The sequence below is a fragment of the Sorangium sp. So ce1153 genome (assembly GCF_051521595.1).
Taxonomy (GTDB): Bacteria; Myxococcota_A; Polyangia; order Polyangiales; family Polyangiaceae; genus Sorangium.
The window spans coordinates 13,775,945-13,796,969 of sequence record NZ_CP150361.1 but is presented as its reverse complement, the minus strand read 5'-3'; the positions used below and the strand labels follow the sequence as shown (position 1 = coordinate 13,796,969).

General features: G+C 70.6%; 15 protein-coding genes. 10 read left to right on the top strand and 5 right to left on the bottom strand.

What is annotated here, in order from left to right:
* The first annotated feature begins 170 nt into the window (after positions 1-170).
* The 3 genes from WME85_RS50220 to WME85_RS50210 all read left to right on the top strand — a co-directional run bounded on the left by WME85_RS50220 (position 171) and on the right by WME85_RS50210 (position 3,412).
* A complete protein-coding gene (locus tag WME85_RS50220) occupies positions 171-770 on the top strand; it encodes a DUF488 domain-containing protein (RefSeq protein ID WP_437832580.1) in 600 nt (199 codons plus the stop codon).
* A gap of 488 nt (positions 771-1,258) precedes the next feature.
* The gene (locus tag WME85_RS50215; RefSeq protein WP_437832577.1) at positions 1,259-2,437 is read left to right on the top strand and encodes a hypothetical protein; all 1,179 of its coding nucleotides are present in this window, start codon (positions 1,259-1,261) and stop codon (positions 2,435-2,437) included.
* A 507-nt stretch (positions 2,438-2,944) separates the two neighbouring features.
* Positions 2,945-3,412, top strand: coding sequence for a hypothetical protein (locus tag WME85_RS50210; protein ID WP_437832574.1), 468 nt, complete (start codon positions 2,945-2,947; stop codon positions 3,410-3,412).
* A gap of 51 nt (positions 3,413-3,463) precedes the next feature.
* On the opposite strand, the gene WME85_RS50205 is transcribed toward WME85_RS50210, so the two are convergent.
* Positions 3,464-4,426, bottom strand: a complete 963-nt coding sequence (locus WME85_RS50205) for a ketopantoate reductase family protein (RefSeq protein WP_437832571.1) — start codon at positions 4,424-4,426, stop codon at positions 3,464-3,466.
* 131 nt (positions 4,427-4,557) lie between these two features.
* On the opposite strand from WME85_RS50205, the gene WME85_RS50200 reads away from it, so the two are divergent.
* The 5 genes from WME85_RS50200 to WME85_RS50180 all read left to right on the top strand — a co-directional run bounded on the left by WME85_RS50200 (position 4,558) and on the right by WME85_RS50180 (position 14,834).
* On the top strand, positions 4,558-7,251 hold the full coding sequence (locus tag WME85_RS50200) for an ATP-binding protein (RefSeq protein ID WP_437832569.1): 2,694 nt from the start codon (positions 4,558-4,560) through the stop codon (positions 7,249-7,251).
* Positions 7,252-7,767: 516 nt separating this feature from the next.
* Complete coding sequence (gene nirB, locus WME85_RS50195) at positions 7,768-10,308, top strand: nitrite reductase large subunit NirB (RefSeq protein WP_437832566.1); 2,541 nt, start codon at positions 7,768-7,770, stop codon at positions 10,306-10,308.
* A gap of 37 nt (positions 10,309-10,345) precedes the next feature.
* Complete coding sequence (nirD, locus tag WME85_RS50190) at positions 10,346-10,744, top strand: nitrite reductase small subunit NirD (RefSeq protein WP_437306170.1); 399 nt, start codon at positions 10,346-10,348, stop codon at positions 10,742-10,744.
* Positions 10,745-10,863: 119 nt separating this feature from the next.
* Entirely contained in the window at positions 10,864-12,597 is a 1,734-nt protein-coding gene (locus WME85_RS50185) for a DmsC/YnfH family molybdoenzyme membrane anchor subunit (RefSeq protein ID WP_437832562.1), read from the top strand.
* Positions 12,597-14,834 carry a molybdopterin oxidoreductase family protein gene (locus WME85_RS50180; protein ID WP_437832559.1) on the top strand — a complete coding sequence of 746 codons (2,238 nt, stop codon included), beginning with the start codon at positions 12,597-12,599 and terminating at the stop codon, positions 14,832-14,834. The genes WME85_RS50185 and WME85_RS50180 overlap by 1 nt, the downstream gene beginning before the upstream one ends.
* Positions 14,835-14,878: 44 nt before the next feature.
* On the opposite strand, the gene WME85_RS50175 is transcribed toward WME85_RS50180, so the two are convergent.
* Together WME85_RS50175 and WME85_RS50170 are read right to left on the bottom strand one after the other, a co-directional pair.
* Entirely contained in the window at positions 14,879-17,212 is a 2,334-nt protein-coding gene (locus WME85_RS50175; RefSeq protein WP_437832556.1) for a molybdopterin oxidoreductase family protein, read from the bottom strand.
* A gap of 11 nt (positions 17,213-17,223) precedes the next feature.
* Positions 17,224-17,646, bottom strand: a complete 423-nt coding sequence (locus tag WME85_RS50170; protein ID WP_437832553.1) for a hypothetical protein — start codon at positions 17,644-17,646, stop codon at positions 17,224-17,226.
* Positions 17,647-17,860: 214 nt separating this feature from the next.
* Here WME85_RS50170 and WME85_RS50165 point away from each other — a divergent pair, with 214 nt between their 5' ends.
* Positions 17,861-18,979, top strand: a complete 1,119-nt coding sequence (locus WME85_RS50165) for an alkaline phosphatase D family protein (RefSeq protein WP_437832550.1) — start codon at positions 17,861-17,863, stop codon at positions 18,977-18,979.
* A gap of 202 nt (positions 18,980-19,181) precedes the next feature.
* Here the strand turns inward: WME85_RS50165 and WME85_RS50160 are convergent, their stop codons facing one another.
* Positions 19,182-19,343: a hypothetical protein gene (locus WME85_RS50160; protein WP_437622111.1), complete on the bottom strand. Its 162-nt coding sequence runs from the start codon at positions 19,341-19,343 to the stop codon at positions 19,182-19,184.
* A 152-nt stretch (positions 19,344-19,495) separates the two neighbouring features.
* Here WME85_RS50160 and WME85_RS50155 point away from each other — a divergent pair, with 152 nt between their 5' ends.
* Positions 19,496-19,822: a hypothetical protein gene (locus WME85_RS50155; protein WP_437832547.1), complete on the top strand. Its 327-nt coding sequence runs from the start codon at positions 19,496-19,498 to the stop codon at positions 19,820-19,822.
* Here WME85_RS50155 and WME85_RS50150 read toward each other — a convergent pair.
* Positions 19,809-20,879 carry a 2-isopropylmalate synthase gene (locus WME85_RS50150; protein WP_437832544.1) on the bottom strand — a complete coding sequence of 357 codons (1,071 nt, stop codon included), beginning with the start codon at positions 20,877-20,879 and terminating at the stop codon, positions 19,809-19,811. The two genes, WME85_RS50155 and WME85_RS50150, sit on opposite strands and share 14 nt — an antisense overlap.
* Positions 20,880-21,025 lie beyond the last annotated feature (146 nt).

The window sequence follows — 21,025 nt, the reverse complement described above, 5'->3', positions numbered from 1 at the left end:
GTTTTTTGTTGTTCCTCTGTGTCCTCTGTGCCTCTGTGGTTCAAATCTCTTCATTCGCGAGCGTTTCAAGCGGATCGGCGCCCTGGAGCCGCTGCTGTGCTCGATGAGCCAGCACGCGGCCTCCGATCCGCCCGTTGCTCGCCGGCCGGCCGGGCGCAAAGCTCTCTCCCGTGGACACCGTCTTCACCGTCGGCCACGGCACCCGCAGCGTGGAAGAGCTCGTCGAGCTGCTCGGCGAGGGGCCGGCCGACACGCTGGTCGACGTCCGCAGGTTCCCGGGCTCGAGCCGGTCGCCGCACCTGGCCCGCGCCGCGCTCGCCGAGGCGCTGCCGCCGCTCGGGGTGACCTACGTCTTCCGCGGCGACACCCTGGGCGGCCGGCGGACCGAGCGGGACGACTCACCCCATGTCGCCTGGGAGAACCCGAGCTTCCGGGCCTACGCGGATCACATGGAGACGGACGCCTTCCAGCGCGCGCTCTCCGAGGTCGAGGCGGAAGCCCGGGCCGGCCGGCGCCTGGCCCTCATGTGCGCCGAGACGCTCTGGTGGCGCTGCCACCGCCGCCTCATCGCCGACGCCCTCGTCGCCCGCGGCCTCGCCGTCGTCCACCTGCTCGGCCCCGGCGCGCGGGCCCCGCACGCGCTGAACGCCGCCGCCCGGCCCGACGGCGCCGGCCACCTGATCTACGACGTCGGCGCCCAGCGCGCGCTGCCGCTCGGCCCGGGCGCGCCGGCGCCAGGCGAGCGCGCTCGCCCCCGCCGCGCCCGGTGATCGATCTCTCATGCTCGCGGACGCGCGGCTCCTCTCGGAGCACGCGCCCGAGGGGCGGTGGCGCCGGACGCGCGGCTGCCCCTCGGCGCCGCGCTCACGCGGCGGGAGCTGGCAAACCGCCGCGAGGTCCGGGTCCTCCTCGCGCGCGACGAGCCGCCAGCGCACGCCGGCTGGGCCCCCGCGCTCGACCTCCGGTATCGATGGCCGCTCACCGCCGCGGCTCGGAGGGCCGTGAGATATGTGACACAGCGCCAAGATCGCCCGCCATCGAGTAGGGCATCGCCTGAATACCACGCGACTCGCTCGACTGCCGTTTTCGATGAGGGCTTCACACCGGAGCGCCATCCGCTTTCACGGAGGCTCGGCGGCGGTGCATTCGCTGCTCGTCCGGTGTGGCGGAGCAGCACCGATTCCGTTACTGTCCGGAAATCACATGAAGGCGCGCCCTACGTGGGCAGGGCCTCCTGGCTCGGGAGACAGTAATGAAAGTGCAACGCATTTCGGCGATCTTGCTCACCTCGGTCGCTTTCTCTGCAGGCTTCATTGGTTGCGGCGATGATGACGGGGGTGACGGCTCGGGCGGGGGCACAGCGGCCTCGAGCTCGACCTCGGCCTCGAGCTCGAGATCGTCGAGCTCGGTCGTGACCACCGGCAGCACCACGCCGGAGGCCGAGTACCTGGGCACCCAGTGCACGGACGACGCCGATTGCGGCCCGGAGGGGCTCTGCGTCCTGGAGTCGGAGCCGGACGGCGGCCCTTCGGGCGGGTACTGCACGACCATGTGCGCCGATGATGGCGACTGCGAGGGCGAGGGCAGCGCCTGCCTCGAGGGCATCTGCTACCTGGGCTGCATCATGGGAGAGCCCGAGATCGACAGCCTCGACGCGGAGCTCGACCCGCTGAAGTGCCACGGCCGCGACGAGCTGCGCTGTGAGGAGATCCAGGACGGCGTGGCCGTCTGCACGCCGAACTGCGGCTCCGACAGCCAGTGCCCCGGCCGCGTCTGCGACCCCAAGTCGAACACCTGCGTCGACACGCCGAACCCCGGTCTGCCCATGGGGGCCGCGTGCGACGCGGAGGCCGAGGAGGACCCGTGCGCCGGCTGGTGCGTGGGCTTCGGCGACGGGGTCACCGCGTGCACCGAGTTCTGCGGCTTCGGCGGCGATCTGGTCGAGTCCGACTGCGGCGGCTTCCAGGAGGGCATCTGCCTCTACCAGTTCTCGGAGGTGGTCGGCGCCGGCGACTTCGGCGCCTGCACCAGGGCGTGCACGGCGCACAGCGATTGCTTGCTGCCGAACGCGCGCTGCGTGTCGCTCGGCCTGCCGACCAATGGCTTCTGCATCTTCGAGTCGGTGCCCTGCGAGGACAACGGCGATTGCGACGATCCGGACGAGTGCACCGAGACGCCTGACGGCTTCTTCTGCCTCGACCCGGCGTACCCGCTGAGCGGCGAGGGAACGGGCGGCGCGGGCGGCGCGGGCGGCGCCGGCGGCGGCGACACCGGCGGCGGCGGCGCCGGTGGTGAGGGCGGCGCGGGCGGCGCGACCAGCACCACGACGACCACGACCACCACCACCACGACCACCACCACGGCCGGCGCGGGCGGCGCCGGCGGCACGGGCGGCGCCAGCACCACGGCCGGCGCGGGCGGCGCCGGCGGCGCCTGATCGCTGCATCCCACGGCAGGGCCTCTTCTCATCTCGATGTGCACGGGCCGAGATGAGGCCCTCGCCCCCCGATCCCCTCACGCCAGAGCCCGACGCGGCGGGCCCCCCCTCTCCCTCGCCGCGGTTGCTATCGAATCGCTCTTCGCCTTGATCTCCGAGGTCGCGGGCCCACCGCTGGCTCTCCGGTCGCCCTGAGATCTGGATCGCGGCGCTCTCCTCTTTCGCCTTTCGCCCGGCTCGCGCCGTACGGCGGACACGCGCCGGACAGGACCCGTTCGCCCGGCGACGGAAGCACGGGCGCCCGCGCCGCCGGGCTGGAAAACGCGCCGAGGAGGGCGCTCGCGCGCTCCTCCAGGCACGAGTTCAAGCACGAGGCGCGCCGTCCCAGGCGGGGCAGTTCGCCACACGACCAACGAGCGTGGCGCGCTCGTCGCGCGATCGGAGGCATCGAATCCCGGGGCGCTGCGCCGGCACTCTGCTTGCTCAGGCGCGAGGCTGGAGGACCGCATGAACAAGCTCGCTCTCTTCACCTCGGCCGCCTTCATGGCGGTCGCCACGATGGGTCTCACCGGGACCGCGCACGCCCAGGAGCGGACGCGCGATACGGTCACCATCACCGACTCCGTGCCGAACCGCGGGCTCATCTGGAGCGGCGTCGCCGTGCTCGGCACGACCTACGGCATCTCGACCGTCGTCGCCACGTTCAGCGACAAGCCGGCGGACCGCGCGCTCTGGGTGCCGGTCGCGGGCCCCTGGATCGACCTCGGGTCGCGGGGCAAGTGCGGTGGCGGGCGGCAGTGCGACGCCGAGGCGACGAACAAGGTGCTGCTCGTCGCCGATGGGCTCGGCCAGGCGATCGGCGCGCTGCAGATCCTGGGCGGCTTCATCTTCCCGGCGACGCGCACGGTGACCCAGGTGGGGAGCGTGCAGTTCATCCCGATGCGCAACGGGCTCGCCGCCAGGACCGTGTTCTGAGATGCGATGCGACGCCGCGCATCGGCCCTGGCCCTCACGCGGAGGCGAGCGCTATTTCGCGCCAGTTTCCACGCCAGGATCCGCGCCAGAAGGCGTCTTCGCCCGCGGAGACAGGCCCCGAACGAGGGTCGCGAGCGTGCGCAGCACCGGGGTGTCGACCCCGGCCCGGCGCCCGCGCTCGACCACGGCGCCTTGAAGAATATCGACCTCCGTCTCGCGGCCGGCGCGCACGTCCTGCAGCATCGACGGCTCCGTGAGCGGGAACTCCGCGCGCGTGAGCGTGACCATCGCGTCCGCGATCCCGACCGGGATCTCCGCCCCTTCGGCGCGCGCCACCGCGATCACCTCGAGCATCGCCGCCCGGGCGAGGTCCTCCATCTGCTCCACGACCGCCCCAGCGCGCTGGCCGGTCAGCGCGCAGATCGCGTTGAAGGGCGCGTTCCAGACCATCTTTTCCCAGAGCATGGCGCGGTAGCTCGACCCCCGGCGGACCGGGATGCCCGCGCGCTCCAGCAGCGCGGCCACCGCCTCGACCCGCGGCTCCTGTCCAGAACGGTAGGGCGCGAGGCCGGCGCGCGTCGGCGCGAGCGTCTCGATCTCGCCAGGACCGCTGAGCCCCGCGGACATGTACGCGATCGCGGCGATCACGCGCGACTCGCCGACCTCGCGCGCGACAGCGTCCTCCGAGTCGAGCCCGTTCAGCAGCGGCGCCGCGAGGCCGCCGCCGGCGAGCAGCCCGGGGAGCCTCGCGCTCACGGCGGCGAGGGACGGCCACTTCACGGCGATGAGCGCGAGATCGAACGGCCCGCGCTTAGCGTCGAGTGCGTCGAGGTCGACGACGCGGAGCGGCGGCGTGCGCAGCTCGCCCGCCGGCGTGCGGAGGACGAGCCCGCGAGACCGCATCGCCTCCCCGTGCGCGCCGCGCGCGACGAAGGTGACGTCTTCCCCCGCCAGGGCGAGCCTCGCCCCGAAGTAACCGCCCACCGCGCCCGCGCCGACAATGAGGATCCGCATCGGCGGCGACAATAGCATGCTGGAACCGGAGGGCAGAGGACCGACATGTGGCGATCACGGCAGATTACGGATATGCATGGCGCCAGATGCGCAGGCCGGACGCCCCCACCTTGGCTGACGCCAGCGCCAGCATGAGCTCCGACGCCCATCCGAGCGCCACGCTGGAGGCCGAGCAGCTTCAGCTGCTCATCGACGCCCTGCCGGTGCTCATCTCCTATATCGATAACGACGAGCGCTACGGCATCGTCAACCGGGCCTACGAGCGCTGGTTCGGGGAGGATCGCAGCTCGCTCGTCGGCCGGAAGGTGCACGAGGTGATCGGCGAGGCCGCCTACGCCGCCGTGAAGCCGCATATCGCCGCCGTGCTCGCCGGGCAGGCGCAAGACTTCGAGTCGTGGCTCGTTTACCGGAGAGGCGGCAGGCGTTACGTCCGCATCCAGTACATTCCCCACCTCGGCGGCAGCGGCGATGTGCGGGGCTTCTTCACGCTCGTCTCGGACATCGGCGAGGTGAAGCGCACCGAGGAGACGCGTCGCTTCCTGGTCGACGCGACCGCCCTGCTCGACCCGGTGCTCGACCAGGACGCCATCTACCGGAGCATGGCGGATCTCGCGATCACCTCGGTGGCGGACTGGTGCGCCGTCCACACGCTCGAGCCGGACGACTCCGTCCGCACGCGGGTCGTCGCGCACGCCGAGCCGGAGAAGGCAGAGCTCGCCGCCAGGCTGGCCCAGCGCGGCCGGCTCCCGCCGGAGCCCGAGACGCCGCTGCACGAGGTGCTCCACGGCGGCCCCGGCCGGCTCCTGCCCGACATCTCGGGCAGCCTGTCCGACGCCCGGGCGCCCGACGCCGCCGAGCACCTCGCCTCCCTCCGCGCGCTCGGCGGCCGCTCTGCCGTGCTCGTGCCCATCCGCGCCGAGGAGCGCGTGATCGCGGCGCTCACGCTCGCGTCCGCCGGCTCGGGCCGCGTCTACGACGCCGTCGATCTCGCCTTCGCCGAGGAGCTCTCGCGGCGCATCGGGCTCGCCGTGCAGCGCGTGCGCCTCTACGACATGGCCCGCGACGCCGAGGCCGAGGCGCGGCGGCGCTTCCTGGCCGAGCAGGAGGCGCGCCGGGCCGCCGAGCGCGCCGCGCAGCGCACGGCCGGCCTCCAGCGCATCACGGCGGCGCTCGCCGACGCGCTCACCGGCGAGGCGGTGGCCGAGGTCGTGGTCGACCAGGGCATCGCCGCCGCGGGCGCGTACGGCGGGGTGATCGTCGTGACCGCCGGCGACGAGCTCGAGTGCCTCAAGGCGGTCGGCTACCAGGGCGACGTCGTCGCGCGCTTCCAGCGGGTGCCCGCCGACAGCGAGCTGCCGATCGTGGAGGCCCTGCGGACCGGCGCGCCCGTCTGGCTGCGGTCGCGCAAGGAGGTCGCCGCGCGCTACCCGGAGCCCGTGACCGGCCTCCTGATGCCCGCCACCGCGTCGCTCTGCTGTCTCCCCCTCGCGGTCCAGGAGCGGCCGCTCGGCGTGCTCGGGCTGAGCTTCGCCGAGCCGCACGCCTTCGACCAGGAGGAGCAGGAGTTCCTCGTCGCCATGTCGGGCCAGTGCGCGCAGGCCCTGGAGCGCGCCCGCCTGCACGAGGAGCGCGCCGCCATCGTCGAGCGCGAGCGGCGCGTCGCGCTCGAGAACGCCCGCCTCTACCGCGAGGCCCACGAGGCGGACCGGCGCAAGGACGAGTTCATCGCGATGCTCTCGCACGAGCTCCGCAACCCGCTCGCGCCGATCACCACCGGCCTCGAGCTCCTGCGCATGAACACGAGCGAGCGCGGCGAGCGCGGCGAGCGCGACGACAGCCAGATCCTCGCGACCATCGAGCGGCAGGTGAAGACGATCGTGCGGCTCGTCGACGACCTCCTCGACGTCTCCCGGATCACGCGCGGCAAGATCGAGCTGAAGCGGGAGCGGCTCGACCTCGGCTCCGTGGTCGACGCCGCGCTCGAGTCCGTCCGCCCGCTCCTCCTCCAGCGCCGGCACGAGCTCAGCGTGTCCGTCGAGCCCGGGCTGTTCGTGGACGGCGACCGGGTGCGGCTCGAGCAGGTCATCGTGAACCTCCTCAACAACGCCATCAAGTACACGAACCCGGGCGGCCGGGTCTCGGTCACCTGCGCGGCGGCCGGCGACGACGCGTGCCTGCGGGTGACCGACACGGGCGTCGGCATCCCCGCCGAGCTGCTCCCCCGCGTCTTCGAGCCGTTCATGCAGGCGCGGCGCACGCTCGACCGCGCGCAGGGGGGCCTCGGCATCGGGCTCACGCTGGTCAAGCGGCTGGCCGAGCTGCACGGCGGGCGGGTCGAGGCGCTGAGCGCCGGCACCGGCGAGGGCACCTCCATCGGCGTGTGGTTCCCGCTCGCGGGCGCGCCGGCGGGGGGCGCCGCGCCGGCCGTGGTCCAGGCCCCGCGCCCCGCGGCGCGCGCCCTCCGGGTCCTCCTCGTCGACGACAACGTCGACGCCGCCGAGGGCCTCCGGCGCATCCTCCAGTTCCACGGGCACACCGTGTCGATGGCGCACGACGGCCCGGCGGCGCTCGAGGCGGCGCGCGCGGGCACGCCCGATCTGGTCCTGCTCGACATCGGCCTGCCCGGGATGGACGGCTACGAGGTCGTCCGTCGCCTGCGGGCCGACCCCGAGCTCAGGCGCTCCTACATCGCCGCCGTGTCCGGCTACGGGCAGGACCAGGACCGCCGCCGCTCACGCGAGGCGGGCTTCGACGCGCACCTCACCAAGCCGGTCGCCGCGGCCCAGCTGCTCGCGCTCATCGACAGCGCCGCCTCGCGGGGGTGATCGGCGCCGAGCGCGGGGCCGAGGCGAGCTTCTCGGCCGCGCCCGCGCCCGATCCGGGCCCAGGCCACGGCGCACCTCGCGCACCTCGCGCACGTCGGCGACGCGCCGGCCACGGCGCGTACGGCGGCCACGGCACGCGCGCCGAATGCGCGGATGTGGGCAGGTCGCGCCCGTCTTTTTCACAAATGCAATGCATTCGCCCGCGACCGCGAAACACGCTTGAAACAAGCGTCCCTGGCCCCGAGAGAAGCGCCCATTTCCGTTCATCGGAGCTGTCGAGTTCGTCCTCGTCCTGCGGCGCGTTGTGCTCGACGGCGGCCGCGAAACACGCGTGAAACAGGGGCGATGTCCGGGCTCGAGAGCGCCGCTGGATACACAATTTATTCCGGTGAAACAGTTGCGAAACAGAGCCCACAGTAGACACTTTTGGGTCCGGGACTCTGACCGGCGCCTCGCTCGGACAGCAGTACGGCAGTGACGGTGAGAAGGACTCACCGGGTCCCAAAGGTGGGTTGCATGAGCAAGAAGAAGGACCTCCTCGTCATCGGCAACGGAATGGTCGGGCACAAGTTCATCGAGAACATGGTTCTCGGTGGCTTCCTGCGCGAGTGGAACATCGCGACCTTCTGCGAGGAGCCTCGGCTCGCCTACGACCGGGTGAACCTGTCCGCCTTCTTCAGCGGCAAGTCAGCCGACGACCTGTCGATGGTGAAGCCCGGCCTCTACGAGGAGGCGGGGATCAACGTCCACCTGGGCGACAAGGCCGTCTCGATCGATCGCCGGAGGAAGGCGGTCACCTCGGCGAAGGGGAAGACTGTCTATTACGACAAGCTCATCCTCGCCACGGGCTCGTATCCGTTCGTCCCCCCGATCAAGGGCAAGGACGCGAAGGGCTGCTTCGTGTACCGCACCATCGAGGACCTCGAGGCCATGGCGGCCCACGCGAAGTCCTCGAAGGTAGGCACGGTCATCGGCGGCGGCCTGCTCGGGCTGGAGGCGGCCAACGCCCTCAAGAACATGGGCCTCGAGGTCCACGTCGTGGAGTTCGCGCCGCGGCTGATGGCCCTCCAGGTCGACGAGGCCGGCGGCGCCATCCTCCGCAGGAAGATCGAGTCGCTCGGCGTCCAGGTGCACACGAGCACGTCGACGCAGGAGATCGTCGCCGAGCACGGCCGCGTGGCGCGGATGCTCTTCGCCGACCAGACGGACCTCGCGACCGACATGATCGTCTTCTCCGCCGGCATCCGCCCGCGGGACGAGCTCGCGCACGCGTGCGAGCTCGCCATCGGCAACCGCGGCGGCGTCGTGATCAACGACCGCTGTCAGACGTCCGATCCGGACATCTACGCCATCGGCGAGTGCGCGAGCTACAACAACCAGCTCTACGGCCTCGTGGCGCCCGGCTACCACATGGCCAAGGTCGCGGCCGACGCCCTCACCGGCGGCAAGGACACCTTCGGCGGCTTCGACATGAGCACCAAGCTCAAGCTGATGGGCGTGGACGTCGCGAGCTTCGGCGACGCGTTCGCGGCCCAGCCCGGCGCGCGCGTGGTCAGCTTCATGAGCGCGACGTCGAACGTCTACAAGAAGCTCGTCGTCAGCGCGGACGGCAAGCACCTGCTCGGCGGCATCCTGGTCGGGGACGCCTCGAACTACAGCCAGCTGCTCCAGCTCGTGCAGAACAAGATCGTCCTCCCGCCGAACCCGGAGGACCTCATCGTCGCGCCGCGCGACGGCGCGAAGCCGGCGGGCTTCGGCGTCGAGGCGCTGCCCGACACGGCGACCATCTGCTCCTGCCTGAACGTCACGAAGGGGGCCATCTGCTCGGCCATCTGCGACGATAAGCACGTCACGCTCGCCGCCATCAAGGGGCACACCAAGGCGGGCACCGGCTGCGGCTCGTGCACGACGCTGATCACCGACATCCTGAAGAAGGAGCTCAAGAAGGCCGGCGTCGCGGTGACCAACTACCTGTGCGAGCACTTCAATTACTCGCGGCAGGAGCTCTATCACCTCGTCCGGGTCCACTCGATCAAGACCTTCGACGACCTGATCGCCCAGCACGGCAAGGGCAAGGGCTGTGAGATCTGCAAGCCCGCCGTGGCGTCGATCCTCGCGTCGACGTGGAACGAGCACATCCTCAACAAGAAGCACCTCCCGCTCCAGGACACGAACGACAGGTTCATGGCGAACGTCCAGCGGGACGGCACCTACTCGGTGGTCCCCCGCGTGGCGGCGGGCGAGATCACGCCGGATCAGCTCATCGCCCTCGGGCAGGTCGCGAAGAAGTACAGCCTGTACTCGAAGATCACCGGCGGCCAGCGCGTCGACCTGTTCGGCGCGCGGCTGGAGCAGCTGCCCGACATCTGGCGCGAGCTCATCGCCGCAGGCTTCGAGTCGGGCCACGCCTACGGCAAGTCGCTCCGCACCGTGAAGTCGTGCGTCGGCAGCACCTGGTGCCGCTACGGCGTGCAGGACTCGGTGGGCTTCGCGGTCGCGGTCGAGAACCGCTACAAGGGGCTGCGCAGCCCCCACAAGCTGAAGTCCGCCGTCTCCGGCTGCGCGCGCGAGTGCGCCGAGGCGCAGAGCAAGGACTTCGGCATCATCGCCACCGAGAAGGGCTACAACCTCTATCTCTGCGGCAACGGCGGGATGAAGCCGCAGCACGCGCAGCTCTTCGCGGCGGATCTCGACGAGGCGACGCTCATCAAGTACCTCGATCGGTTCCTGATGTTCTACATCCGGACGGCGGACCGGCTCCAGCGCACGGCCACCTGGTTCAACAACCTCGAGGGCGGCATGGATTACCTCCGCCAGGTGATCATCGAGGACTCTCTCGGCATCTGCGAGGAGCTGGAGAAGGAGATGGCCCACGTCATCGCGACCTACGAGTGCGAGTGGAAGGCCGCGGTCTCCGATCCGGACAAGCTCAAGCAGTTCCGCCCGTTCGTGAACGCCGGCGAGCCCGACCGGAGCATCGTCTTCGTGAGCGAGCGCGCGCAGCACCGCCCGGCGGCCTGGAAGGAGAAGTCCACCGTCGTCGAGGAGATGATCTGACCGCGGGGCGACAGGCCTTTTCTTCAGAGGAACCGTCATGAACCAGCTGCACACTTCGGAAGCGCCTCGGAACGAGGGGACGACCCAGGGCTGGGTCGATGTTTGCGGGGTCGAGGACATCATCCCGAACACGGGCGTCTGCGCGCTCGTGGGCAAGCGCCAGATCGCGGTGGTCCGGGTCGGCGAGGGCGAGGAGATCTACGCCATCAGCAACTTCGACCCGTTCAGCAAGGCGTTCGTCATCTCCCGCGGCATCGTCGGGGACAAGGGGGGCGTGCCCAAGATCGCCTCGCCGATCTACAAGCAGAACTTCGATCTGCGCACGGGCCAGTGCCTGGACGACCCGAGCGTGCTCCTCCCCGTGTACCCCACCCGGGTCCGCGGCGGGCGCGTCGAGGTCCAGGCCGCGGCGCAGCCGTCCGCGGCGGCGAGCTGATCGAATGAGCGGGCGAGGCGGCGTGACCTTCCTCCCCGCGACGGACGCGCCGCCGTCCGCGGCGTGCCTACTGGAGCTCTCCGGGCTGGGATTCCGTGCCGGGTAGACAGGGACCCTCAATGAGCGTTGCCAAGGTTTCGGATACTCACTTTCACTTACCGATCGTCAACTCACCGCCCAAGGTCCAGGACAGCAACAAGAGCCTGCTCCAGTCGCTCCTCTCGGACCAGCAGAAGCTCACGGCGGTCGAGAAGTTCTCGAAAGCGCACGAGGAGCACGCGCTCCCGGCTCAGTCCAAGTATTACCGCGACCTCATCCCCTTCGAGAAGCCGAAGCCGGGACAGCAGTACGCGTTCGAGGTCGACCTGGACGCCTGCACGGCGTGCAAGGCGTGCGTCACCGCCTGCCACAGCCTCAACGGCCTCGACGAGGACGAGGTGTGGCGCTCGGTCGGGCTGCTCCACGGCGGCACGCCCCAGGCGCCCGCGCAGCAGAGCGTGACGACCGCGTGCCACCACTGCCTCGACCCGGCCTGCATGTCGGGGTGCCCGGTCAAGGCCTACGAGAAGGACCCTGTCACCGGCATCGTCAAGCACCTCGATGACCAGTGCATCGGCTGTCAGTACTGCGTCCTGATGTGCCCCTACGACGCTCCGAAGTTCAACGCGGAGCGGGGGATCGTGCGCAAGTGCGACATGTGCAGCGACCGGCTGGCCAACGACGAGGCCCCGGCGTGCGTGCAGTCGTGCCCGAACGGCGCCATCCGGATCACGGTGGTCGACCAGGCGAGCGCCGTGCAGGAGAGCCAGGCGAACGTCTTCGTGCCGGGGGCGGCGGCGCCGGAGTACACGATCCCGACGACCAGCTACAAGACGAAGAAGTCGCTCCCGCGCAACATGCTCCCTGCGGACTTCTACCAGGTGAGCCGGGAGCACTCCCACCCTCCGCTCGTCGCCATGCTCGTGCTGACGCAGCTCTCGGTGGGCGCCTTCTGCGTGAGCCTGGCCCTCAACGAGCTCCTCGACGAGCAGGCGACGCGGGATTTCGGCGGCCACAGCGCGGTCTTCGCGCTCGTCTTCGGGCTCGCCGCGCTCGGGGCGAGCCTGCTCCACCTGGGAAGGCCGCAGTTCGCCTTCCGCGCCCTCCTCGGCCTCAAGACGTCGTGGCTCAGCCGGGAGATCCTCGGGTTCTCGCTCTTCGCGGGCGCCGGGACGCTCTACGCGGCCTCGTTCTGGGTGCAATCGATCCCGGTGCTCTCCGCGCTGCCGATCCCGCTCAGCCAGCTGCAGGCGCCGCTCTCCTACGCCGTCGCGCTGAGCGGGATGCTGGGCGTCTTCTGCTCGGTGATGGTGTACGCCGCCACGCAGCGCGAGCACTGGCGCGGCGGCCTGACGGGCTTCAAGTTCGCGGGCACGGCGGCCGTGCTCGGGAGCTCGACGATCCTGATGGTCGCGCTGCTCACGAGCCGCGAGCACGCGGCGCTGCTCCTGACCGGCGGCTTCCGCGCGCTGAGCGCGTTCCTCTGCGCGTCGATGGCGCTCAAGCTGCTCGTGGAGCTCTCGATGTTCCGGCACCTCCGCAAGCGCAGCCACTCGACGCTCAAGCGGAGCGCGATCCTCATGGCGGGTGAGCTGAAGGGCGCGACCGGCTGGCGCTTCGCCTGCGGGGCGCTCGGCGGCATCGCCCTGCCGGCGCTCAGCCTGTTCTCGGCGCCGAACAGCGGCGTGAGCTCGGAGGTCTTGATGGCCATGGCGGTCGTGGCGTTCCTCTTCTGCCTCTCGGGGGAGTTCCTCGAGCGGTACCTCTTCTTCGCAGCGGCGCCGGCATCCAAGATGCCCGGAGGGCTCTCCTGATGACGACGTCCGACGCAAAGAAGGCCGCTCCGGCGCGCCCCGCGGCCGACAACCTGCTCTTGCAGCGCAACGGGCCGCTGACGCGCGAGCTGCTCCTCACGCCCGGCGAGTTCGGCCTCGGGCGGGTGCCAGCGCGGCTGAAGCCCGACCAGACGACCACGGTGGTGTGCGGCTTCTGCTCGACCGGGTGCGGGCTGAACGTGCACCTCAAGGACGGCGAGGCGGTCAACCTCTCTCCGAACACCGACTATCCGGTCAACCTGGGGATGGCGTGCCCGAAGGGCTGGGAGGCGCTCACGCCGCTCCGGGCGGGCGACCGCGCGGTCACGCCGCTCCTGCGCAACGCCCGCGGGAAGCTGGAGCGCGTGGAGTGGGACGTCGCGCTGCGCACGTTCGTCGACCGCTTCAAGGCGATCCAGGAGGCGCACGGCAAGGAGTCGGTCGCCTTCATCAGCACCGGGCAGATCGTCACCGAGGAGATGGCCTTCCTCGGCGCGCTCGCCAAGTTCGGGATGGGCATGCTGCACGGGGACGGCAACACCCGGCAGTGCATGGCGACGGCGGTGGTCGCCTACAAGGAGTCGTTCGGGTTCGACGCGCCGCCGTACACGTACCGCGATTTCGAGGAGTCCGACGTCGTCGTGCTCGTCGGCTCGAACCTGTGCATCGCCCACCCGATCATGTGGGAGCGGCTGTGCAAGAACAAGAATCGTCCCGCGATCCTCGTCGTGGATCCGCGCAAGACCGAGACGGCGATGGCGGCGACGGCGCACTACGCCCTCAAGCCGAAGTCGGACCTGACGCTGTTCTACGGGATCGCGCACATCCTCATCCAGCGAGGGTGGATCGATCAGGAGTACATCCGCGCGCACACCGTCGATTTCGAGGAGTTCAAGGCGCACGTCGCGGACTTCACGCCGGCGCGGGTGTCGGCGGCGACGGGGCTCAGCGAGGAGCAGCTCGCGTCGTTCGCGGAGACGATCCACAGCGGCAAGCGGGTGTCGTTCTGGTGGACCATGGGCGTCAACCAGAGCCACGAGGGCGTGCGGGTCGCGCAGTCGCTCATCAACCTGGCGCTCATGACGGGGAACATCGGCCGTCCTGGCACCGGGGCGAACTCCATCACGGGCCAGTGCAACGCGATGGGCTCGCGGATGTTCAGCAACACGACGGGCCTCTTCGCCGGGCACGATTTCACGAAGGAGGAGCACCGGAAGAAGATCGCCGGCATCCTCGGCGTCCCGGAGGAGGTGATCCCGACCCGGAACAGCCTGGCTTACGACCAGATCTTCGAAGGCATCTTGAAGGGGAAGATCAAGGGCCTCTGGATCATCGCGACGAACCCGGCCCACTCCTGGATCAACCAGGAGGACATGCACGAGCTCCTCGGCCGCCTGGAGTTCCTCGTGGTGCAGGACATGTACACGACGACGGAGACGGCGGAGCGCGCGCACCTCGTGCTCCCGGCGGCGTCGTGGGCCGAGAAGGAGGGCACGTTCATCAACTCGGAGCGGCGCATCGGCCTCGTGAAGAAGGTCGCGCGGGCTCCCGGCCAGGCGCTGGCGGACTTTCACATCTTCCAGCTCGTCGCGCAGTACTGGGGCTGCGGCGAGCTGTTCAAGGAGTGGAAGAGCCCGGAGGCCGTCTTCCAGATCATGAAGCGGCTCTCGAAGGGGCAGCCGTGCGACATCACGGGCATCGACGATTACGCGATGATCGACGGGCGCGGCGGCATCCAGTGGCCGTTCCCCGAGGGGGCGTCCTTCGAGAGCAACGAGCGGCGGCTGTTCGAGGACGGCAATTTCTATCGGCCGGACCAGAAGGCGAAGTTCGCCTTCCAGGCGCCCCGCCAGCTGCCGGAGCCGACCGACGATCAGTACCCGTTCACGCTGCTCACGGGGCGCGGGAGCTCGAGCCAGTGGCACACGCAGACGCGGACCAAGAAGAGCGCGGTGCTGCAGCGGCTCTACCCGAAGGAGATCTACGTCGAGGTGAGCCCGGTCGACGCGAAGAAGCTCGGCCTCGAGATGCACGAGTGGGTGGTCATCGCGTCGCGCCGGGCGGAGATCAAGGCGCGGGCGTTCGTCACGAACTCGGTGCAGCCGGGGGAGATCTTCATCCCGATGCACTACGAGGTCACGAACAAGCTGACGTTCCCGGCGTTCGATCAGTACTCCCGGCAGCCCTCGTACAAGGCGTGCGCGGTGAAGGTGCGGCGAGAAGAGGACCGGGGCTGATCTCCTTCCGCGCGGCGCGCGCGGCGCGCTGACGATGACCGCCCTCAACGGGGCATGTCGGGCGGGAGCGGCGCGTTGTGCGCGGAGGCGACGACGCCGGCGGCCGCCGGAGGCAAGCTGCCGACGGTGCCTTTTCCGATGCTCCGCCCGGTCTTCTCGACCCGGCAGGCCGCCTGCTTGAAGGTCGGCTGCTTGGACAGCGGATCGGTGAAATCGGCCGTCAGGTCGTTGGCGGCCTCGTGGCGCTCCCAGCTGCCGTAGTGAAAGGGCACGAACACGAGCCCTCTCTGGACGACCTTGCCCGGCCGGGCCGGCGCTTCGAGCCAGCCCCGCGGCGACGTGACCCGCAGGATGTCGCCCGGCTGGATGCCGAGCTCGGCCGCGTCGTCCTCGTGGATCTCCACGTACGCGTGCGGCGCGGCGACCTGCAGGTGCGGCGAGCGCGCGGTCTTCGTGCGAGTGTGCCAGTGCCAGATCAGCCGGCCCGTCGTCAGCCACATCGGGTATCTCTCGTCGGGCTGCTCCACGGGCGGCAGGTAGCGGGTGGGATGGAGGATGGCCCGCCCCTCGGCGCCGATCGCCTCGTGCTCCTGCTGCGTCAGCGCCCGGCCGGTGAGCTGGTCCTTGGTGTAGCTCTGCGTCACCTCGGCGAAGGTCGGGAACGTGTGATCCGCGTAGAGCCGCGGCGTCCCGAGCGGCGCCTCCTCGTTCACGGGCCAGCGGAGCCCGTTGTGCTTCTCCAGCTTCTCGTAGGTGATGCCGGTCATGTCGCACGGGCGCCCCCGCGAGATCTCCTTCCACTCCTCGAAGCACTCCTCCGGCGTCCGGTAGCTGATGAGCGGATGGCCCTCCTTGTCGCGGAAGTCCATCCGCGCCGCGAAATCGAGCAGGATCTCGAGATCGGACCGCGCGCCCTCGGGCGGCTCGACCGCCTTGCGCAGCAGGTTGATCGTCCGGTCCGCGTTCTCCATCGTCCCTTCCTTCTCTGCCCAGAGCGCGGCCGGGAGCACGATGTCGGCGACGACGGACGTCTCGGTCAGGAACGGGTCCTGGACGACGACGAAGGTGCTCTCGAGCGCCTTGCGGGCCCGCGCCCGGTTCGGGAGCGACACCATGGGGTTGGTCCCGATGTTCCAGAACAGGCCGATCTTGCCCTGCTCCATCATCTCGAGGATCTCCTCGATGCCCTTCTCTGGCCCGGCAGGCAGCGAGTGCTCATCGACCTTCCACAGCCTCGCCATCTCCTGGAGGTGCTTCGGGTTGTTCGAGTTGCGCTGCGCGGGGTACGTGCCGACGCCGCCCGCGGTGCGGTTCGCCGAGGAGCTGGGCTGCCCTGCCATGTGGAGCGGGCCGCAACCGGGCTTGCCGATCAGCCCCCGGACCAGGTGCAGGTTGTTGATCGCGACGCACGCCGTCGTGGCGTCGGCGCTCTGGTAGGTGCCCTGCAGCGTCGTCGTCACCAGGCTCATCGTCGTGCCGAGCCGCTCCGCGGCGTGCCGGAGCGTCTCCTCCGGGACGCCGGTGACCCGGGAGGCATGCTCGAGCGTCCACGGCTCCAGCGCGGCCGCCATCTTCTCGTAACCTACCGTGTGGTCCTTGATGAAGCGCTGGTCCGTGACGCCGCTGTCGAGCACATGGCGCAGGATGCCGTTCAGGAGGGCCACGTTGGTGCCGGGGTACAGCTGGAGGTGGAGGTCAGCCGCCTCCGCCGTCAGGGTCCGCCGCGGATCGACGACGATGAGGTAGGGCTTGCCGGTCCGCCTCTTCCGCTCGATGATCCGCTCGAACAGGACAGTGCCTGTCTCGGCCAGGTTGTGGCCGAAGAGCATGATCGTGTCGGTCTCGTCCACGTCGTCGAAGGACGCCGGCGAGCCGTCGGCGCCGAACGACTGGAGCAGGCAGAACTCCGTCGTCGCCGTGCACAGGCGCGTGTTGGCGTCGAGCAGGTGGGTCTGCAGCCCCGCGCGGCCGATCTTGGCGATCGTGTAGTAGTCTTCCAGGAAGGCCTGCCCGGTCGAGTAGATGGCGACGCTGTTGCGGCCGCGCTCCGCCAGCGCTCGCTTCGCCCTGTCCACGAGGAGCGTCATCGCCTCGTCCCAGGTCGCCGGGTGGAGCTCGCCGTCCGCTCTCCGGATGAGCGGCGAGCGCAGCCGGTCGGGGCTGCTGTTGGCGTACCACTGGTTCTCGCCCTTGGGACCCAGCCTGCCGCGGTTGGTCGGGTGCTTCGCGTTGCCCTTGATCCCGACGATCCGGCCGTCCTTGACCGCCGCGTAACAGCCGCAGCCGACGGAGCAGATGTTGCAGGTGCTGTACACCCACCGATCCACCTCACCCTGCGTATACACGTTGCTGTCGACCCGTTCGTCCTGCCAGGCCATCGCACCACCTCCTATCGCATGACGGTGTCGTAAAAGGACGGGATCACGTACTTCAGCTTGTCGTGGCTGAACCGCTCCTCCAGCAGCGCGGCGACCCGCTCCAGCCTGCGCTTCATCTGCGCCGAGCGCTCCGCCGCCTCGAGCGCGATCGGGAGCCCCGGATCGCCTGACCACCCCAGGTGACGGACCCAGGCGCGGATGTTGGTCTGGGCGACCTCGTGAGCATGGTAGACGACGCTGAGGTCGTTCTTGATCGCCTCCATCGCGAAGTCGTCGTCGCGCGTCGCCGGCACCAACCGCTCCAGCGCCGCCTTCTGCTCCTCCAGGGCGGCCCGGAACAGCACGACCAGCGTGTCGTGCGACGGCTCAGCTCGCTGAAGCACGGAGTCCGTCAGGTCGGCGAGCTCATGAATACAGGTCGGCAGCTCGTTCATGCACCGGTCCTCCTCCGAAGCTCTGCTGCGCAGAGGCTACGTGAAATCCTGATACCACCTTGTGCTCCAACGGCACGGACGCCATGGCGCGGTCGGGGCGGCCAGGGCCGCGTCTCCAGGTTCACCTTGTTCCTCTTGCCTCGCGCGGGTCACCTCGTCGAGAGGGTCCGTCGGTGTTAAGCTCTCGATGTGTCTGTGTGTTGGCTCCGTCGCCATGCAAGATATCCCCACGATCTTCGGTCTCACCTTGTGCCTCTTGCCCCTCCTCCCCGCCCTCGCGTGCAGCGACGCCGACGGCGGCGGCTCCACCGGTAGCCTGGGGGGCGGCGGAGGGGTGGGAGGCGGCGGAGGGGCGGGCGGGAGCGGCCCGCGAGCGCTGAAGACCCGCGTCGCCTTCGGCTCCTGCATGCACCAGGACAAGGAGAAGCCCGTCCTCGAGCTCGCGAGGGCGAGCGCCCCCGACCTCTTCGTGTTCCTGGGCGACAACATCTACGGCGACTCCGACGACATCGCCGTGCTGCAGGCGAAATACGACAAGCTCGCGGCGTCCCCGGAGTTCCAGGGCCTGCTCGCGGCCGTCCCCGTCATCGCCACCTGGGACGACCACGACTACGGGGCGAACGACGCCGGCAAGGAGTTCCCGCAGAAGGCCGCCACGAAGGGCCTCTTCCTCGACTTCTGGAAGGAGCCCGCGGGCTCGCCGCGGCGCGCCCGGGACGGGATCTACGCCTCGTACCTCCACGAGGAGCCCGGCGGCACCCTCCAGATCATCCTCCTCGACACCCGCTGGTTCCGCGACCCGCTCGACGCGAACAGCGATCCTGCGAAATACAAGCACGATTACCAGCCGACCACGGACGAGTCCCGAACCATGCTCGGAGAAGCCCAGTGGGCCTGGCTCGAGGGCGAGCTGAAGAAGCCCGCGGACGTGCGCATCATCGGGACGAGCACGCAGCTCGGCCATGAATACAACGGCTATGAGTCATGGACCAACATGCCCCATGAGCGCCAGAGGATGATCGACCTGATCAGGGATACGGGCGCGGAGGCGACCCTCTTCATCAGCGGCGACGTCCACTGGGGCGAGCTCTCCAGGCTCGAGACCGACGGCGGCTATCCCCTCTACGACCTCACCTCCAGCGGCATCACCGAGACCTGGCCGGAGATCGAGGTGAACGCCAACCGGGTGGGCTCGCCCGTCGCGGAGAACAACTACGGCTTCGTGGAGATCACCTGGGGAGAGACGGAGCACGCGATCTCCCTCGGCATCGTCGATGTCGCCGGCACGACGCGCGTGAAGCACGAGGTGAGCGCGCGCGAGCTGCGGTTCTGACGGCCAGCGCGCCAGCGAGCCGAGGAGCCGCCGTCGGTCGCGCGGCCCGGGCTGGCGCGGATGCGCGCGCCGAGCTGTGCTCGCGCCTGCGGCTCGTTCTGGACCGGTCATTCTGGAACGAGCAGTCCAGAATGGACCGCTGTAGCGAGGGTGGCCGTGGTGCCCTCCGCGCGACCTGCCGGGCAGCGGAGGCCGACCCGGCTCAAACCCCGCGCGGGAAATCTCCCTGCTGCGGGATGCGAGGGTCCTGCGTGGGGTCAGGCGACGGCGGCTCGGGCTGCTCCGGGCCCGGATCGCCCGGGTTCGGCGGCAGCGGGACCTCTTCCTCGCCCCCGGGCACGTCCGTCTTCGCGAGCTCATGCATGCGGCTGCTCATCTCGACCTCTCTGTTCTCTGTCGGTTTCTTTCTGGAACTTTCGGCAACTTTCCTTGAATGACGCTGCAATTTTCGAGCCACAGCGCACCGCCAGCGCCCTGCTTGACGCCCCGGCCCGGGATCCGTGATCTGCGGCCGCCGTGCTCTCGATCCGCCGCGACCCGTTCCCGCTGGAGGCCGCCCGCGACCTGCTGGGCATCGTGCGGGCGCTCTACGCCGCGGCGCGCGCCCGCGGGGCCAGCGTGGCAGATCTCCACGCCATCGCCGCGGTGGGCGACGATCTGCGGCAGGCGATCGCCCTCGCGGAGGCCCACCCGCCTGGCACGCTCGGGTTCTCGTCGGCGTGGGCGCGGGCCGAGCGCGCGGCGGGGCGCGTGGGCGAGCTCGCGGACGCGCTCGCGCCCGCCGCGCCGATCGTCCGCGCCGCCCTGGCGCGGGTCGGCGGCGGCAACGTCAAGCCCGCGTGAGCGCCCCGGCGATCGGGTGGTCCGGCGGGATCGGCCAGGAGAGGGCGCGCGAGGCGACCGCGCAGTACGCGGCGAGGCGCTCGCGCGGCACCGCGGCGCGCGAGCCGAGGCGGCCGAGGTTGTCGATGAGCAGCTCCAGGCAGCTGTTGCCCACCCGCTCGCCGACGCCGAGCGCCGTGGCGTGGACCCGCTCGACGCCGCAGGCGACGGCCCAGAGCGCGGCCGCGAGGCCGAGGCCGCGGTCGTTGTGGCCGTGCCAGTCGAGCTCGAGCCGGGGCGCGCCCAGCGCGGCGAGCTCGCGCCGGGCGAACGCGATGAGCGACGCGACGCCCGGCGGGGTGACGTGGCCGGTCGTGTCGCAGAGGCAGATGCGCGCGGCGCCGGCGTCCACGGCGGCGCGGAAGAGCGTGCGGAGCATGGCGGGCGGCGAGCGGGTCGCGTCCTCGGCGACGAGGCAGAAGGGCAAGCCGGCCGCGGCGGCGGCGCGCGCGGCGTCCTCGACGCTGCGGACCAGGAAATCAGGCCCCCACCCCTCGACGAAATGCCGGATCGGCGAGCTGCCGATGAACGTGTAGACCACGATCGGCGCCCCCGTGCGCTCGGCCACGCGCGCGACCTCCTCGACGTCGGCGGCGATCGTGCGCGCGGCGGCGGTCAGGGCGAGCGGGAGCCTCGACGCGACGATCTCCCGGGCCAGCAGGCACGCGTCCTCGAACTGGCGCGGGCCGGCCGCCGGGAGGCCGAGGTTCACGGCGTCGACGCCGATGCCCGCCATGGCGTGGATCAGCTCGACCCTCTGCGCGGGCGACGGGTTCACCGTGGAGACGCCCTGGATGCCGTCGCGCAGCGTCTCGTCGAGCACCTCGACCGGCCGGGCCGCCCCGCCGAGCGGCAGCCACGCCTCGTCCTCGGCGCGAACGGCAGCCCACCCCTCGGCGAGCAGGCGCCCGAGGGGCGGCGGGCGCTCCGCCGCCGCGGGCGGGGGCGCAGACGCGGCGCGGTTCCAGTCGAAGGGGGCCGCGGTGCTGGGATCCCGGCCGTCGCTCATGCGCTGCATGTCAGGGAGGTGCTCTCGGCGTGGCGCATGCCAGGCGCGCCGCGTCGAGCCGGCGCGGAGCACAGGGTACTGCATGTCGGCGCCCGGAGCAGGTCCCGATCTACCGGCTCGACGCCACGTCGGACTGCGAACCCGACGACACGTCG